Source organism: Amycolatopsis sp. SB7-3 (assembly GCF_041021335.1).
Taxonomy (GTDB): Bacteria; Actinomycetota; Actinomycetes; order Mycobacteriales; family Pseudonocardiaceae; genus Amycolatopsis; species Amycolatopsis japonica.
In genome coordinates this window covers 41,302-56,155 of sequence record NZ_JBFPJQ010000009.1, presented here as the reverse complement: position 1 = coordinate 56,155, position 14,854 = coordinate 41,302, and the positions used below count along the sequence as shown (strand labels likewise).

Below are 14,854 nucleotides of genomic sequence, written 5' to 3'. Positions count from 1 at the left end.
AGCTCAACCGCGGGACAACTCTTCCAGCCGTTCGTGCAGCCGGTCGACGTGGTCCTCGCTTTCGGGCTTCATCAGCACGCTACGCAGGATCCTCGCGCCGTCCGCATCCGCGTCGACCCCGGTGTGACGCAGACCGAACTGCGCCTCGCCGATCCGCAGCGTGCTGAGGAACACCGGCTCCCTGGCCGCGGCCATGCCGGTGCGCAGGATCCGCGCGCTCTCCTCGTCGATCCTCGACAGCGAAAGCGGCTCCGTCCGGGGGAAGTAGGTGACGATGTCGAGTTCCGGTGGCTGGTACAGGTCGAACCGCTCGGAGTCCTCCAGCAGCTTCGCCCACCGCAACGCCGCGCGGCGCCCGGCCGCGAGCACCCGGCCCAGTCCGTCGGGGGTGGGCGGCAGGACGCGGAAGGTGAGCCACAACGCGGCGGCCGCCGCCCCCGCCCGGGAGCATTCGAGGCTGATCTCGCCGAGATGCAGCTCTTCCGAGGTGAAGTAGGTGTACGGCGAATCGTGCAGGAAGAACCGGCCCACCCCGGGATCCTTGAACAGCACCGCGCCGCAGCCGTAGGGCTGGAGGCCGTGCTTGTGCGGATCGATGACGATCGAGTCGGCCTCGGCGATGGCCAGCCACGGGGCTTCGGGCAGCCCCTCGGGACCGTCCAAACCGGACAGAAGCCGGAAGAATCCCCCGTAGGCGGCGTCGACGTGCACCCGGACGCCATAGCGCTCGCGCAGCGCCAGCGCTTCGTGGATCGGCTCCACCGTGCCCAGTGCGGTCGTCCCGGCGGTGAGGACGACGGTGCCGATCTTCCCGGTGCGCAGCAGGTCTTCGAGCGCGTCGAGGTCCATCGCGCCACGCGCGTCGACGGGAACCGTATGCCCCTCGACGCCGAGGACGCCGCACATCCGTCCGTGCGTGTAGTGCGCCTCCGCGCTGTACGCGATCCCCTTGCCCGGATGCGTTTCCCGCGCGACGAACAGCGCCTCGAGGTTCGCGATCGTGCCGCTGGTGGTCAGATGCCCCAGATGTTCCGGGTAGCCGAACATCGTGGCCAGTGCCTGGACGACCTCGCGTTCCATCTCGGCCGTCGCGGGACCGCCGTCGAGCGCGTGGTTGTTGGGGTTGACCAGCATCGCGGTCAGGTAGCCGACCACGGCCGCCGGATGCGGCGGTTTGAGCATCTGGCCGGCGTAAGACGGGTGGAAGAACGGGTAGTTGTCCTTCAGCCGCTCGGTGAGCTCCTCGAACGCCGTCTCGAACCGCCCGTCGGAGATCTCCAGCGACGGATGCGGCCGGACGGGGGTGAACGTCTCCGCCCACGCCTCGTTCGACGTCAACGCCTGACCGAGCCAGTACCGGAAGTCCATCAAGGGCGCCCTTCGCTTCGTTCGGCTCCAAAAAACGTAGGAGTCGCCGGAGGTCCCGCGCAACCGTCTTCGGTAGGGGCCGGCTCTACCGGGCCCGCCGCTCTTCGCCCTTCTCCTCCAGCTGCCGAACGATCTCCCGCAGCGAAGCGGCCAGCTCGGTGCACTTCTCGGAGCTGAGCCGTTCGGTGACGAACGCTTCCTCCTGGTTGAACTCCGGGAAGAGCTCCCGCATCAGCCGCTCGCCCTCCGGGGTCAGCGCGAGCAGCACCAGCCGCCCGTCGACGGGGTGTTTGCGTCGGGTGACCAGGCCGTGCGCCTCCAGGGTCTTCATGACCCCGGTCAGCGTCCCCTTGGTGATCCCGGACTCCGCGGCGACGTGCCTGGTCTCCTTCTCGCCGAAGATCCACACCACCCAGAGCACCACGAACGCGGTCCAGGTGAGGCCCGCGGTGCGCAGGACCGAGTTCTCGAAATGCAGCCGGACCGCGGTCGCGGCGCGGTGGAGGTTCGCCACCGCCTCCATCCGCTCCCACAGCAGCGGGATACCGCCCAGTTTGGCCCGGACGGCGTTCTCGGTCTCGGCCAGCGTGTGATACCCGGTCAACAGCCACATCCTCACCGGTCCCGGAGGCACCAGCCCGATGGGCGCGCACCCCCGCGCACCCGCTCCGCAGATCGTATGCGGAACGGGCGGGAGTCCACAGTGGTCTTTCCGGGTTGCTCTTCGCTAAGCGGCGGGCGCCAAGGGCTCCAGCAGATCCTGTCCTGTTTCGGACAATTCCGCGGGTACCCGGCTGCCGGGAACACCACCGTCCGGCATCCGGATCAGGCCGGCGTGGGCCAGACGGTGGGCCGTGCTCTGGTCACTGCACGGCAGGCCGTCGACGTAGAGATCGGGCTCCAGGCTGATGGTGATCTCGGCCCTGCCCTGTGCCACGGCTCGCAGCATGGCCAGGGCTCGCGATGACCAGCCTTCGGGGTCTTTGGTGTGTTCGGTCATTCGGGGTCACTCCTCTGACCTGAGGCTTTCCCGATGGCGGCGGTTCAAACATGACTCCGGTCACCGTTGGGGCACGGCCGCGCGATGCTCCGCGATGTCGCCGAACAGGTCGCCCATCTCCTCGACGCGTTCGAGCACCTGCTCGGCGGTGAACAGCAGGTCTGCGGCCTTGCGGCAGGCTTCGACCTCCTCCCAGGTCACCGGCGTGGACACGGTCGGGACGGCCCGGCCGCGCAGCGAGTACGGCGCGATGGTGGTCTTGGCGGTGTTGTTCTGGCTCCAGTCGATGAACACGCGGCCGGGGCGGATGGCCTTCGTCATCTTGGCGACGATGGTTTCCGGTGACCGGCGCGCGAGTTCCTCCGCGACGGCCTTGGCGTACTCGGAGGTGCGTTCGTCGGAGCGCGTGCGCACCGGGCAGTACAACTGCATTCCCTTGTTGCCGCTGGTCTTCGCGTACACCGTGAGACCGTCCCCGATGAGCAGGTCGCTGAGTGTCTCGGCCACCCGGCAGCAGTCGACGACGTCCGCGGGCGGCCCGGGATCGAGATCGAACACCAGCAGATCGGGTGATTTCCGCGCGCCGCGCGGGCCGACCGTCCACTGTGGAACGTGCAGTTCCAGCGCGGCGAGATTGGCCGCCCACATCAGCGTCGGGAGGTCGCCGACCACCGGGTAGTCGAGCGTCTCCTCCCCGCCCCGGCGGCCGCGGTTGGTGAGCCGCGCGGTGCGCACCCAGTCGGGGGCGTGCCGGGAAACGTTCTTCTCGTAGAACGGTTCGCCGTCGACACCGTCGGGGAACCGGCGGAAGGTGGCGGCGCGGTCACGCAGATGCGGGAGCATCACCGGGGCTATCCGGCGGTAGTAGTCGAGGACCTCGCGTTTGGTGAAACCGTGCGCGGGATAGAGCACCTTGTCCAGATTGGACAGCCCCAGCCGCCGACCCTCGACCTCGACCGTTATCCGCTCCTCAGGCACCCTTCGACGATAGATCACCGGCGGGGTTTCCGGGGTACCGTGAGGCATGAGCACCGTGCCGGACGCGATCGCCCCGATGCTGGCGACCGACGGCGACCTGCCCACCGGCGGGTGGGCCTACGAATACAAATGGGACGGCTACCGCTGTTGCCTGCGGGTCGCGCGCGACGGCGAAACGCGTCTGACCAGCCGCCGCGGGCTCGACATCACGGCGACGTACCCGGATGTCACCGGCGAAGCGCTCGACGGTCGCGAAGCCGTCCTCGACGGCGAGATCGTCGTGCTCGACGAGCAGGGCAGGCCCAGCTTCCCGCTGTTGCAGACCCGGCACCTGCGCACGCCGGACGCGTCGCTGCTGGAACGCAGCCCGGTGCACTTCTTCGCCTTCGACGTGTTGCTTCTCGACGGCGACGTCCTGCTCGACGAGCCGTACGAGGCCCGGCGCGAGGTGCTGACGTCCCTGGGCGCCGGCGGCCGCATCGCCATCCCACCGGGGTACACCGACCAGGACATCTCACCCGACCAGCTGCTCGACGTCGTCCGGCAGCACGGGCTCGAAGGTTTGATCGCGAAGAAGCTCGACAGCCGCTACTACCCCGGCAAGCGGACACGGCAGTGGATCAAACGGGCGCTGTGGCACACCCAAGAGGTCGTGATCGGCGGCTGGCGCCCCGGTGACGGACGGCGCTCCGGGACGCTCGGCGCACTGCTGCTCGGCGCCCATGACGACGCCGGGGACCTGCGGTACATCGGCGACGTCGGGACCGGGTTCAGCGACAAGGTGCTCGAAGACCTGCATGCCCGGCTCACCCCGCTGGAGCGGAAGAAGCCGCCCTTCGCCTCGGAGGTCCCGCGCGATCGGGCGCGGCGCGTGCACTGGGTGGAGCCGGAACTCGTCGGCGAGGTCGTGCACCGGAACTGGACCCCGGACGGCCGTCTGCGGCATACGACGTGGCGGGGGTTGCGGGCGGACAAGACGCCCGAGGACGTCAAGCTTCCCTCCTCTGGATGAAGCGCAGCAGATTGCCGGAAGGGTCGAGGAAGGCGCAATCGCGTACTCCTCCTGGCCGGTCGATCGGTTCCTGCATCACTTCGGCGCCCGCGGCCTCGATGCGCTCGAAGGTGCCATCGCAGTCGTCGGTCGTGAAGACGAGCCGGTTCAGCAAGGCTTTGGACATCAGGTCCTCGATCGCGGACCGGTCGGCCGGTGAGGCACCACGGCCCGCGTCGGGTGGTTCGAGGACGATCCGCACGTCTGGCTGCGAAGGCGGCCCGACGCTCACCGGCCCGTCACTCCACACGGTGAAACCGAGCACGTCACGATAGAAGCCGAGCGCGCCGCCGAGATCGTGGACGGCGAGCGTGCACGAGAAGAACCGGATCATTTGGCGCTGAGGAAGGCGATTTCGAGACCGCGGAGGCGTTCCGGGTCGGTGTCGATGTCGATCCTGGTGATCTTCCCGTCGTGAACGCTGAACGTGAAGACGGCCTTCGCCTGGCCGCGATGTGACCAGACGGCCGAAGGATCCCCGCCGACCAGGGCCAGCCGGGCCGCCTCCGCGCGTCCGGAGAAGAAGGCCGCGACCGCGTGGCCGCCGCGGACCTCGCCGACCACGGCGTCCGGGTCGAGCACTTCGAGCAGGGCTTCGAAGTCACCGTTCCGGGCGGCGGCGAGGAAGGCGGCGATGACCTCCCGCTTCGGGGATCGCGCGGCGTCCGTCTCGTCGGAAGCGGTCTGCACCCGGCGTCGGGCCCGGCTCGCGAGCTGCCGGGCCGCCGCCGGCGAACGGCCGAGGACGGTGCCGATCTCGCCGAACGACACGGCGAACACGTCGTGCAGGACGAACGCGAGCCGCTCGGCGGGGTTCAGCTTGTCCAGCACCACCATCAGCGCGACACCGACCGAATCGGCCAGCAGCGCCTCGTCCTCCGGGTCTTCCTTGGCGACGTCCGGCAGGCCGGGCTCGGGCGGCATCGCCCCCGCGGACTCCTCCCGTCTGGCGCGGCGGGATTCCAGCATGTTCAGGCAGACCCTGGCGACGACCGTCGTCAGCCAGCCCGCCGGATTCTCGATGTCGTCGGTGTCCGCGCGGCTGACCCGCAGCCACGCCTCCTGCACCGCGTCCTCGGCCTCCCCCGGCGAGCCGAGTATCCGGTAGGCCACCGCCCGCAAGCGACCTTGGTGCTCGGCGAACCGCTCGCTCACCCAATCCTGCTCGGCCATCTGTCACATTCCTCCGTCCGGGTCTGTCACAGCGAATGACCGGCGAACCCGTCCCGATGTGACATCGCCGGTCGGACCACCCGTATCGAATCCCCAGGAGACCATGATGAAAGCGCACGTCAGCTCGATCCTCCTCGGCGTCAAGGACCTGGCCACGTCCAAGGCGTTCTACACCGAGGGGCTCGGCTGGAAGATCAAGGACGACTACGGCGTCTCGGTGTTCTTCGAGCCGGACGGCGGCTCGCGGGTCGGCTTCTACGGCCGCGAAGGCCTCGCGGGCCAGGTGGGCACGAGCCCGGAAGGCAGTGGTTTCAGCGGGCTCGTCCTCACCTATGTCGTCCGCAGCGAGACACGCGTCGACGAGATCGTCGCGGAGGCCGAGAAGGCGGGTGCCACGATCCTGAAGCCCGCGGGCGCTCTGCCGTGGGGCGGGTACGGCGGCACCTTCGCGGACCTGGACGGCTACATCTGGAGCATCGGCTACAGCGCGAAGGGCACTGATCAGCCGTACGCGGAGTGATCTTCCGGTGAGCTCTGGGCCCCTCGTGTTCTCGCGAGGGGCCCGGTGTCTCCGGCGTGTCAGCGCCGTGGCGGTCCGGTGTCAGGCGGGTCGGCGATCGTTGCTTCACCAACGAGAGATCACCACCACCAAGGAGTTCGAGATGTCCGTCTTCCCCACCCCGCAGCCGATCGCCGCCACGCTGACCGTCGCCGGCGCCCGGGTTCGCCTCACCGCGAGCGACCGCACCGACACGGTGGTGCTGGTCGAGCCGATCGACGCCACGAGCAAGTCGGACGTGAAGGTCGCCGAGAACACCAAGGTCGGCTTCGACGGCGGAAAGCTGTCGATCGAGACGAAGAAGGCCGGCGGCAAGAACGGCTCGGTCGCGATCACGATCGAGGTGCCCACCGGTTCCGGGCTGGTCCTGAACACGGCTTGGTCGGATGTCGAGGCCGACGGCCGGTTCGGTGACTGCGCGCTGGAGATGTCGTCGGGCCAGGCCCGGATCGAGCGCGTCGCGGCGGTGCGGGGCAACCTCGCGGCCGGCGACATCGCGATCGGGCACGTCGCCGGGACCGTGGACCTCGACGGCGGCTCGGCCGGCGTCCGGATCGGCGAGGTCGAAGGAACCGTCAAATACTCGGGCGCCACCGGGAAGGTCTGGATCGGGCACGCCCGGTCCGACGTCGAACTTTCCGGCTCCAGCGGCAGTTTCGACATCGACCGCGCCGACGGAGACATCGTCGCGAAGGCGGCCAACTGCCCGATCCGCATCGGGCGGCTGTCGCGCGGCGAGGCCGAACTGGTGAACGCGTCCGGCGGCATCGAGGTCGGCGTCGACGGGGACAGCGCGTCGGTGGATGCCAAGAGCACCAAGGGATCCGTGCGCAACTCCGTCGCGACCGACAGCGAGGCGGGGGTCAAGGTTTACGCCCGGACGCGGCTGGACGACATCGTCATTCACCGCGCCGCGTGATCCCGGCCGGGTCGGGAGGGATGGGTGGCCGCAGTTAGTCGACTAAATGCGGCCACCTAAGAACCAGCGAACCGGTCCAGCGCCGCGAGCTTCCAGGCCCGCTTCACGTCACTCGAATGGTGGCCTGAATCGTCGTCGATCAGCAACTCCGCGCCGGGCCAGGCGCGGGCGAGTTCCCAAGCCGTGTCCACCGGGCAGCTCAGGTCCCGGCGTCCGTGGATCAGCACGCCGGGAATGTCCCGCAACAGGCCCGCGTCGCGGATCAGCGCGCCGGGTTCGAGCCAGCCGACGTGGGAGTAGTAGTGCGTGACGATGCGCGCGAACGCGAGTTCCCATTCACCGATCGGTCCATTATGGACGGTCGCACCGGGTTCCAGTGACAGCACCGTATCCTCCCAGCGGCACCAGGAACGGGCGGCCTCGATCCGCACCCGCGGATCGGGATCTTCCATGAGCCGTGCGTAGGCGGCGACCAGATCACCGGAGAGATCACCGCGGAATCGGGCCCATTCCTCGGGAAAGAACCGGCGGGCGCCGTGATACAGCCAGTCGATCTCGGACGGCCGTGTCGTGCTGATGGAGCTGACGACGATCTCGGTGACCCGCTCCGGGAATCGTTCGGCGTAGGCGAGCGCGAGTGTCGTGCCCCAGGAACCTCCGGTGACGAGCCAGCGTTCGATCCCCAGGTGTTCGCGCAGACGTTCCATGTCGGCGACGAGATGGTCCGTCGTGTTGTGCCGCATGTCGGTCGCCGGGTCGCTCGCGTGCGGGGTGCTGCGCCCGCAGCCGCGCTGATCGAACAGCACCGCGCGGTAACGGGCCGGGTCGAACATCCGCCGCATGCCCGGCGTACAGCCCTGCCCGGGCCCGCCGTGCAGCATGACCGCGGGCTTCCCGGCGGGGTTCCCGCAGGTCTCCCAATAGAGGACATTGCCGTCACCTACATCGAGCAGTCCCTTGTCGTAGGGCTCGGCCGGCGGGTACAGATCGATCATGAACCGAGACTAGACCGTCAGTGAGGCCACGAAACACTTTCGCCGCAACGAAGTTCAGCACACCGGCCCTTTCCTCGCCGCGCGGAAAGGGGCAGATTCAGAACTTCACCGGCGAAAACCCACGAACGGGGAACCATGGCCGTCGACGGCATGAACTACACCCTCGGGGTGGAAGAAGAGTTCGTCCTGCTCGACCCGATGGACGGCTCGGTCGCGTTGCGCGCGCCCGAGCTGCTCGAAAGCCTCGCCCCCGGGCCGGACGTCACCGGTGAGCTGATGCGGTTCCAGATCGAGACCGCGACGGGTGTCTGCCGCGGCCTGGACGAGGTGCGCTCGGAACTGACACGGCTGCGGCACCTCGTCGCGACGGCCGCGGAGGCCGACGGCTGCTTGATGGTGGCAGCGGGGATCCCGCCCGGTGACCTGCGGGGAGACACGCTCACGCCCGAGCCGCGGTACCGGCGGATGGCGCAGGCGTTCCCGGAACTGATCGGCGAGGCCGGGACGTGCGCCTGCCATGTGCACGTCGGCCTGCCGTCACGGGATCTCGGCGCCCGCGTCCTCGCCGGGCTGCGGCCGTGGCTCGGCCCGTTGCTCGCCCTCAGCGCCAACTCCCCGGTGCAGAACGGCGCCGATTCCGGCTGGTCGAGCAGGCGGTTCCCGATCTGGGATCGCTGGCCGACGGCGAAACCGCCCGACGAGTGGACCGGTGCGGCCGCGTACGACCGGAGTATCGGGGACGCCTTGCGTCGCGGCGCCGCCCTCGACGCGGCGGGCGTGTACTTCTACGCGCGTCTTTCCCCGCGGTATCCCACGGTCGAGGTGCGGATCGCCGACGTCTGCCTGGCCGTCGACGACGCGGTGCTCCTCGCGGCCCTGGTGCGCGGGCTGGTCGCGACCTGCGCCGGGACGGCGAGACCGCCGCGGGTCCGCGGTGCCCGGATCGACGCCGCCTTGACGGCCGCCGCGCGTCGCGGTCTCGACGGGCCCGGTATCGACGTCTTCACCGGCAGAGAGGCCGATCAGCGCGAGTTGCTCGGCGAACTCGTCGAGTTCATCCGGCCGGCGCTCGTGGCCGCGGGCGACGCGGACGACGTCGACCGGGGGCTGGACTCACTGTTCGAACACGGGACCGGCGCGGCCCGGCAACGCCGGTTGTTCGCGGAAGCGGCTTCTCCTGGCGAGTTCGCCGCGGATCTCGCCCACGCGACGATGAACGTCCCGGCCCGGTAGTCGAGCCGACGTCAGAGCCAGCCGGACTCGCGGGCGATCCGCACGGCGTCGACCCGGTTGCGGGCGCTGAGCTTGGAAACGATCGTCGTCAGGTAGTTCCGCACGGTGCCGGCGGACAGGAACAACTCGGCGGCGATCTCGGTCGGGTCGGAGCCGACCGACGCCAGCCGGAGCACCTCGATCTCGCGGGCGGTGAGCGGGCATTCCTCGCTGTCCCAGGCGGCGAGCGCCAGGTCGCCGTCGACGACGCGCCGTCCGGCGGCGACCCCGCGGACCGCGTTGGCGAGCCGGTCGGCGGGCGCGTCCTTGCGCAGGAAACCGTTGACCTTCGCGGCCAGCGCCCGCCGCAGGGTGCCGGGGCTGCCGAGCGAGGTGAGGATCAGGGTGCGCACGGCGGGCAGCTGCTCGTGCAGTTCGGCGGCGGCGGTGAGGCCGTCCTTGCCCGGCAGGTCGATGTCGATCAGCGCGATGTCGGGGCGCGCGGATTGGGCGAGTGGGAGGATCTCGTCGCCACTGGCGCATTCGGCGACGACTTCGATGTCGGGTTCCAAACCGAGCAGCGCGACCAGGGCCCCCCGGACAATGTGCATGTCCTCGGCCACCAGGACCTTGATCATCGACCCCATCTGCCTTTCGCCTGCGTCTCGCCCCACGAGCCGACGATACTATCCTCACACACTCGTTCCGCGAAATGGAAACCGGCCCTTGACCGCCGCGGGGACGCGGTCAAGGGCCGGTTCTGTGTTGCCGCGGGAATACGTTCTTCGGACCGCGCCAACACGGCCGGGGGGGTTCCGGCGTGAATGCGCTACCAGGAATTCTGCGGCCACCGGCCACCGGGATCCAGTGCGCGCACCACCGGCGGGGCATGGTTTTCGCATGCTCGCCGACCCCGTGAAATTTTCACGTCGGCGCACACATGAATCCATATCCGGCGGTGAATCAAGCACTTCAGGAGAAGCCGTGGCGAACACTACTGTCGGAAACCGCAAAGCATGCCAGAAATCCTCGAGCGAAAGGACGGCACAATGGATGAGACTGTCCGGCGAGCCGTGGAGCGAGCCATTGGGGCCATGAACGAGAAACTGGGCGAAGAGCTCACTATCGACGACATCGCCCGCGCCGCGACCTTCAGCAAATTCCATTTCACCAGGGTGTTCCAGCAGGCCACCGGGGTCTCGCCCGGCCGGTTCCTGTCCGCGCTGCGGCTCGACGAGGCCAAGCGCCTGCTGCTGACCACCTCGATCACGGTCGCCGACATCAGCCACCGCGTGGGCTACAACAGCGTCGGCACCTTCAGCACGCGGTTCAGCAGCCGCGTCGGCCTGTCCCCGTCCGCGTACCGGCGGCAGGGCGGCTTCCAGCGCCGCCTGGCCGGCGAGCCCCGTCCCGGCCCGAAACGGGCGATCGTCCGCGGTTTCGTGTCGGCGCCGCCGGAGATCTCACCCGGCCTCGTCTTCGTCGGTCTCTTCCCGACGCGGATCCCCGAGGGCGCGCCCGTGCGCTACACGGTCATCGACGCCCCCGGCCCCTATCAGCTGACCGAGGTCCCGGAGGGCGACTGGCACCTCGTCGCGCACTGTGTGACCGGCCCGCTCACGCGCCGCGGCACCGGGTACACCGGGCACCACGGTCCGATCACCGTCGAGCCGGGTGTCACCGCGCGGCTCGCGGACCTGCGGATGCGCCCCAAGCGCCTGTTCGACCCGCCGGTCCTGCTGGCGCTGCCCGACCTGCGGCACCGGCCGGAGCCGTTCCAGCGCGCGGCCTGATCCTCACCCCGGATGTCAGGAAAGGGGCGTTCAGGACGGAAAACGTCTTGAACGCCCCTTTCCTGACATCTGCGGACCCTCAGGCGGACAGCCGGCCCGCCGCAGGGGCCAGCCCCTCCCGGATGTTCCGCCGCCACAGCTCGTAGGCGGGCGTCCCGTCCGCGGCGTCCTCGGTGACCTCGGTCGAGTCGGCCAGCTCGACGGCCTCCTCGATGCTCAGCCCGGCGAGCGCGCGGGCGGCGCGGCGGGTGTGCGGCGGGACGAACGAGGAGAACGTCCTCGCCTTCACCGCGAAGACGACGCCGAGCCCGAGCTGGTCCTGGTGCTCCCCCGCCGCCTCGCGGAGCCTCACCAGCCCGGCCCGGTCGCAGCCGCCCGCGAAGGTCGAGGCCAGCCCGACCCCGCTCCACAGGTCCGGACGGCGTCCGGCCGGGAAGCGGTTCACCGCCGCGGCGACCTTCACCGGATCCCCGCCGTTGATGAACCACAGCGCCCGCCCGATGCCCTGGTCGCAGGCGCGCGGGAAGTACTCGGGGGCGCCCGCCCACGGGTACGGCTGGGGGACGAACTGCTCGTCGACCCACTTGCGGGTGTCGAAGTAGGCGCGGTCGAAGGCGTACCCGTCGACGGCCAGCCAGCTCATCGCCGGATGGAACGGCACGCCGTCCAGATCCGGCAGCACCTTCTTCCACAGCGGCCGGGGCAGCCGGGCCATCGCGAACCCGATGCCGATGTAGGTCAGGAACACGTGCGGGAGTCCGGGGCCGCTCATCAGTTCGGCCGTGCGGTCCTTCCGGCCGCCGGGCATGACGTCGAGGATGGTGAACGCCATCGCCGCGCCTTCGTAGGCGAACCCGCGCATCTCCGGCTCGACCATGTCCAGCCGCCGTTCGGCCTCCCACAGCGCGGGTGCGTCGATCCCCCACTCGAAGCCGCACACCACCGCCTGCGGGATCGACTCCAGCCGCGCGGTCGACGGCGTCCTCGGCACTCCGAAGCCTCGCCCCTCGAAGCCGACCGAAGCCAGCGAAGGCGCGAACATGACCTTGCGCAGGGCACCCAGCAATGAGCTCATCATACGTCCTTTGTGGATAGTGGCGGCTTCGCGCGAACCTCCTGCCGAGGAGACCATGCCGCGATCGACGTCCGATCGAGGCCGGCGCCGGTACCGCCGAACAGTCCATCGCCACCTTCGGAAAGGCGGGAATTCACCCGTTCGCCGGGCTGATTCACCGGAATGGAACGTACTCGGCGAAGAAAGAAAACCACTCGAGGTAGCAATTTTACCTTCTTCTGACCTGACGGTCGGTAATCGATCGCTCGCAGTTTCAGCACCCTCGAAGCCGGAGCATCGTCGCAGCTCACCGGCACATTGATCATGGCGGGCAGGTCGCGAGGAAAAGCGCAACCTTGGATCGTGCGATTCCGATTCACTCTTCCGGGTTTGCTATGTACACTGAGAGTTAGCGCGTTTCTGGGGAAGAGGAGGTCGGAGTGATCCGAGTCCTATTGGCCGAGGATATGCACATGGTCCGTGGCGCCTTGGTCGCCCTGCTGAACCTCGAACAGGACATCGAGGTCGTCGCCGAGGTCTGCTCCGGCGACAAGATCCTCCCGATGGCCGCGGAGTATCTCCCGGACGTCGCGATCATCGACATCGATCTACCGGCCAAGGACGGGCTCGCGGCCGCTTCCGAGCTCTGCCAGCAACTTCCGAGCGTGCGCACGCTGATCCTCACCTCACTCGGCCGCCCGGGCACCGTGCGCCGCGCGCTCGACGCGAAGGTCAACGGCTTCCTGCTCAAGGACGCGCCGGCCGACAAACTCGCCAACGCCGTCCGTTCGGTCGCCATCGGCCGCCGGGTGATCGACAGCGAACTCGCCTTGTCCGCCTGGGAAACGGAAGACTGCCCGCTGACACCGCGGGAAGCGGAGATCCTCCGGCTCGCCGCGAACGGGCGCACGGTCGCCGACATCGCGGCGGAGCTGTTCCTGTCGCCGGGGACCGTGCGGAACTATCTCGCCACCGTGGTCACGAAACTGAACGCCCGCAACAGGGTGGACGCCATCCGCATCGCCACCGATTCCGACTGGCTCTGACCCGTTCCGCGTCTTCTCTTTTGCCACAACCGGTTCATCGCGCCAGGTCGTGACGATCGCATACCGCGCAACGAAGAAATCACGGCCGGCCGGGTGTTTCCGGCACTGTTCCGAAGGTTCCGCCTCTGTCACCGTCATCGAGGGGGACTCCGCCGGAGGGGCAGGGATGCACGCGATGACCATCGGACCGGGTGACACGGCCAGGGTACTGGGGCCGGTCGAGCTGCACATCGGCGGCGCCGACCGCGCGCCGAGCACGCCGAAACTCCTGCAACTGCTCGCGATGCTGCTCATCCGTCCCGGCAAGACGGTCCACGTCGACTCCCTCGTCCACGAGCTGTGGAACGACGCGCCCCCGCGCAGTGTCCGCCGGACCCTGCACACCTACGTCCACCACCTCCGCCGTCACCTCGACCCCGGCGGCACCGGCGGCCTGCTGGTCACCAGCTCGCCCGGCTACCGGCTCGAGATCGACGCGGGCGTGGTCGACGTGTCGGAGTTCCAGCGGCTCCACCGGCTCGGCCGCGACCTCTTGGCCGCGGGCGACAACGCGGCGGCCGCGCACGCGTTCCGCACCGCGCTGGACCTGTGGTCCGGTCCCCCGCTGGCGAACATCCACTGTGGACCGACCTTGGCCGCCTACACCGTCTATCTGCTGGAGCATCGGCGCAACGCCCGCGACCTGTGGATCGAGGCCGAGATCCGGGCGGGCAGGCACCGGGAGATGCTCGGCGTGCTGCGCTCGCTGACCACCGCCGACCCGTTCGACGAAACCCTGCACGGCCACCTGATCCGCGCGCTGGGGCTCAGCGGACGGCGCAGCGACGCGCTGGCGTCCTACGAGTGGCTGCGATCCAGGCTCGAGGACGAACTGGGGGTGACACCCTGCGCCGAACTGCGAGAGCTGCATCGCGAACTGCTGTCCGAGGGACATCCGGTCCGCTGAACGAGCACCACCCGCCACCACCAGATCAAGGAAACTGAGGAGTCAAGCATGACCGCTCGCACCTATGGCCAGTTCTGCGGCCTCGCCCGCGCGCTCGAGATCATCGGGGAACGCTGGTCCCTGCTCGTGATCCGCGACCTCGTGCTCGGGCCGAAACGTTTCGACGAGCTCCAGCACGGCCTGCCGAAGATCCCGACGAGCATCCTGTCGACCCGGCTCAACGAACTCGAACGGCACGGGGTCGTGCAGCGCCGCGTGCTCTCGCAGCTCGACGCCGGGGTGGTCTACGAGCTGACCGAATACGGCAACGACCTCGACCAGATCCTGCTGCAGCTGGGCCTGTGGGGCGCCCGGTCGCTCACCGACCCGGCCGCCGACGACCTGTTCACCCTCGACGCGGCCATCCTGTCGCTGTACACGACGTTCCAGCCCGACGCGGCCCGTGGCATCGACTGCGCGTTCGAACTGCACTACGGCGATCAGATGATCGTGCACGCGGTGGTCGAGGACGGCGCCATGACGGCCGGGGAGGGCCCGCACCCGAACCCCGACCTCGTCATCGAGCCGCGCGGCCCGGTCGTGCTGAAGCTGCTGAACGGCGAGATGGCCGCCGCGAGCGCGCTCACCTGCGGCGCCGTGGCCATCAAGGGCGAGCCGGCGATGCTGGAGCTGTTCACGCGGCTGTTCCACATCCCCTCGGCGCCGTTGAAGGCCGAAGGGCTCGTCACGCACTGAACCGCGGGCGCGTGGGACCGGGACG

General features: G+C 69.2%; 17 protein-coding genes. 8 read left to right on the top strand and 9 right to left on the bottom strand.

What is annotated here, in order from left to right; genetic code table 11:
- Positions 1 to 3: 3 nt before the first annotated feature.
- The 4 genes from AB8M46_RS38000 to ligD (AB8M46_RS37985) form a co-directional block, all read right to left on the bottom strand.
- Positions 4 to 1,368, bottom strand: a complete 1,365-nt coding sequence (locus AB8M46_RS38000) for a pyridoxal phosphate-dependent decarboxylase family protein (RefSeq protein ID WP_394363314.1) — start codon at positions 1,366 to 1,368, stop codon at positions 4 to 6.
- An 85-nt stretch (positions 1,369 to 1,453) separates the two neighbouring features.
- Complete coding sequence (locus AB8M46_RS37995) at positions 1,454 to 1,981, bottom strand: MarR family winged helix-turn-helix transcriptional regulator (protein WP_152611166.1); 528 nt, start codon at positions 1,979 to 1,981, stop codon at positions 1,454 to 1,456.
- A 114-nt stretch (positions 1,982 to 2,095) separates the two neighbouring features.
- Complete coding sequence (locus tag AB8M46_RS37990; RefSeq protein WP_394363313.1) at positions 2,096 to 2,368, bottom strand: hypothetical protein; 273 nt, start codon at positions 2,366 to 2,368, stop codon at positions 2,096 to 2,098.
- Between the two features lie 60 nt (positions 2,369 to 2,428).
- Complete coding sequence (ligD, locus tag AB8M46_RS37985) at positions 2,429 to 3,346, bottom strand: non-homologous end-joining DNA ligase (RefSeq protein WP_394363312.1); 918 nt, start codon at positions 3,344 to 3,346, stop codon at positions 2,429 to 2,431.
- Between the two features lie 46 nt (positions 3,347 to 3,392).
- Between ligD (AB8M46_RS37985) and ligD (AB8M46_RS37980) the strand changes: the two genes are divergently transcribed.
- The gene (gene ligD, locus AB8M46_RS37980) at positions 3,393 to 4,358 is read left to right on the top strand and encodes a non-homologous end-joining DNA ligase (RefSeq protein ID WP_394363311.1); all 966 of its coding nucleotides are present in this window, start codon (positions 3,393 to 3,395) and stop codon (positions 4,356 to 4,358) included.
- Here the strand turns inward: ligD (AB8M46_RS37980) and AB8M46_RS37975 are convergent.
- Positions 4,336 to 4,731, bottom strand: coding sequence for a VOC family protein (locus tag AB8M46_RS37975; RefSeq protein WP_378421944.1), 396 nt, complete (start codon positions 4,729 to 4,731; stop codon positions 4,336 to 4,338). The two genes, ligD (AB8M46_RS37980) and AB8M46_RS37975, sit on opposite strands and share 23 nt — an antisense overlap.
- Positions 4,728 to 5,570 (bottom strand): sigma-70 family RNA polymerase sigma factor, encoded by an 843-nt coding sequence (locus AB8M46_RS37970; protein ID WP_037347744.1) that lies wholly within the window; start codon positions 5,568 to 5,570, stop codon positions 4,728 to 4,730. The genes AB8M46_RS37975 and AB8M46_RS37970 overlap by 4 nt, the downstream gene beginning before the upstream one ends.
- Positions 5,571 to 5,676: 106 nt before the next feature.
- On the opposite strand from AB8M46_RS37970, the gene AB8M46_RS37965 reads away from it, so the two are divergent.
- Positions 5,677 to 6,090: a VOC family protein gene (locus tag AB8M46_RS37965; RefSeq protein ID WP_350576962.1), complete on the top strand. Its 414-nt coding sequence runs from the start codon at positions 5,677 to 5,679 to the stop codon at positions 6,088 to 6,090.
- A 142-nt stretch (positions 6,091 to 6,232) separates the two neighbouring features.
- Positions 6,233 to 7,048, top strand: coding sequence for a DUF4097 family beta strand repeat-containing protein (locus AB8M46_RS37960; RefSeq protein ID WP_394363310.1), 816 nt, complete (start codon positions 6,233 to 6,235; stop codon positions 7,046 to 7,048).
- Between the two features lie 56 nt (positions 7,049 to 7,104).
- Here AB8M46_RS37960 and pip read toward each other — a convergent pair whose 3' ends face one another.
- Positions 7,105 to 8,043 (bottom strand): prolyl aminopeptidase, encoded by a 939-nt coding sequence (gene pip / locus AB8M46_RS37955; RefSeq protein ID WP_394363309.1) that lies wholly within the window; start codon positions 8,041 to 8,043, stop codon positions 7,105 to 7,107.
- Between the two features lie 135 nt (positions 8,044 to 8,178).
- Between pip and AB8M46_RS37950 the strand changes: the two genes are divergently transcribed.
- On the top strand, positions 8,179 to 9,276 hold the full coding sequence (locus AB8M46_RS37950; RefSeq protein WP_394363308.1) for a glutamate--cysteine ligase: 1,098 nt from the start codon (positions 8,179 to 8,181) through the stop codon (positions 9,274 to 9,276).
- Positions 9,277 to 9,287: 11 nt separating this feature from the next.
- On the opposite strand, the gene AB8M46_RS37945 is transcribed toward AB8M46_RS37950, so the two are convergent.
- Positions 9,288 to 9,893 carry a DNA-binding response regulator gene (locus tag AB8M46_RS37945; protein ID WP_037347878.1) on the bottom strand — a complete coding sequence of 202 codons (606 nt, stop codon included), beginning with the start codon at positions 9,891 to 9,893 and terminating at the stop codon, positions 9,288 to 9,290.
- Between the two features lie 456 nt (positions 9,894 to 10,349).
- Here AB8M46_RS37945 and AB8M46_RS37940 point away from each other — a divergent pair, with 456 nt between their 5' ends.
- On the top strand, positions 10,350 to 11,048 hold the full coding sequence (locus tag AB8M46_RS37940) for an AraC family transcriptional regulator (protein WP_016332248.1): 699 nt from the start codon (positions 10,350 to 10,352) through the stop codon (positions 11,046 to 11,048).
- A 79-nt stretch (positions 11,049 to 11,127) separates the two neighbouring features.
- On the opposite strand, the gene AB8M46_RS37935 is transcribed toward AB8M46_RS37940, so the two are convergent.
- Positions 11,128 to 12,123, bottom strand: coding sequence for a DUF1702 family protein (locus tag AB8M46_RS37935; RefSeq protein WP_394363307.1), 996 nt, complete (start codon positions 12,121 to 12,123; stop codon positions 11,128 to 11,130).
- Positions 12,124 to 12,542: 419 nt separating this feature from the next.
- Here AB8M46_RS37935 and AB8M46_RS37930 point away from each other — a divergent pair, with 419 nt between their 5' ends.
- The 3 genes from AB8M46_RS37930 (at position 12,543) to AB8M46_RS37920 (ending at position 14,829) form a co-directional block, all read left to right on the top strand.
- Positions 12,543 to 13,148, top strand: a complete 606-nt coding sequence (locus tag AB8M46_RS37930) for a DNA-binding response regulator (RefSeq protein WP_037347757.1) — start codon at positions 12,543 to 12,545, stop codon at positions 13,146 to 13,148.
- Positions 13,149 to 13,314: 166 nt separating this feature from the next.
- On the top strand, positions 13,315 to 14,094 hold the full coding sequence (locus tag AB8M46_RS37925; RefSeq protein ID WP_394363306.1) for a BTAD domain-containing putative transcriptional regulator: 780 nt from the start codon (positions 13,315 to 13,317) through the stop codon (positions 14,092 to 14,094).
- Positions 14,095 to 14,142: 48 nt separating this feature from the next.
- A complete protein-coding gene (locus AB8M46_RS37920; RefSeq protein ID WP_394363305.1) occupies positions 14,143 to 14,829 on the top strand; it encodes a winged helix-turn-helix transcriptional regulator in 687 nt (228 codons plus the stop codon).
- Positions 14,830 to 14,854 lie beyond the last annotated feature (25 nt).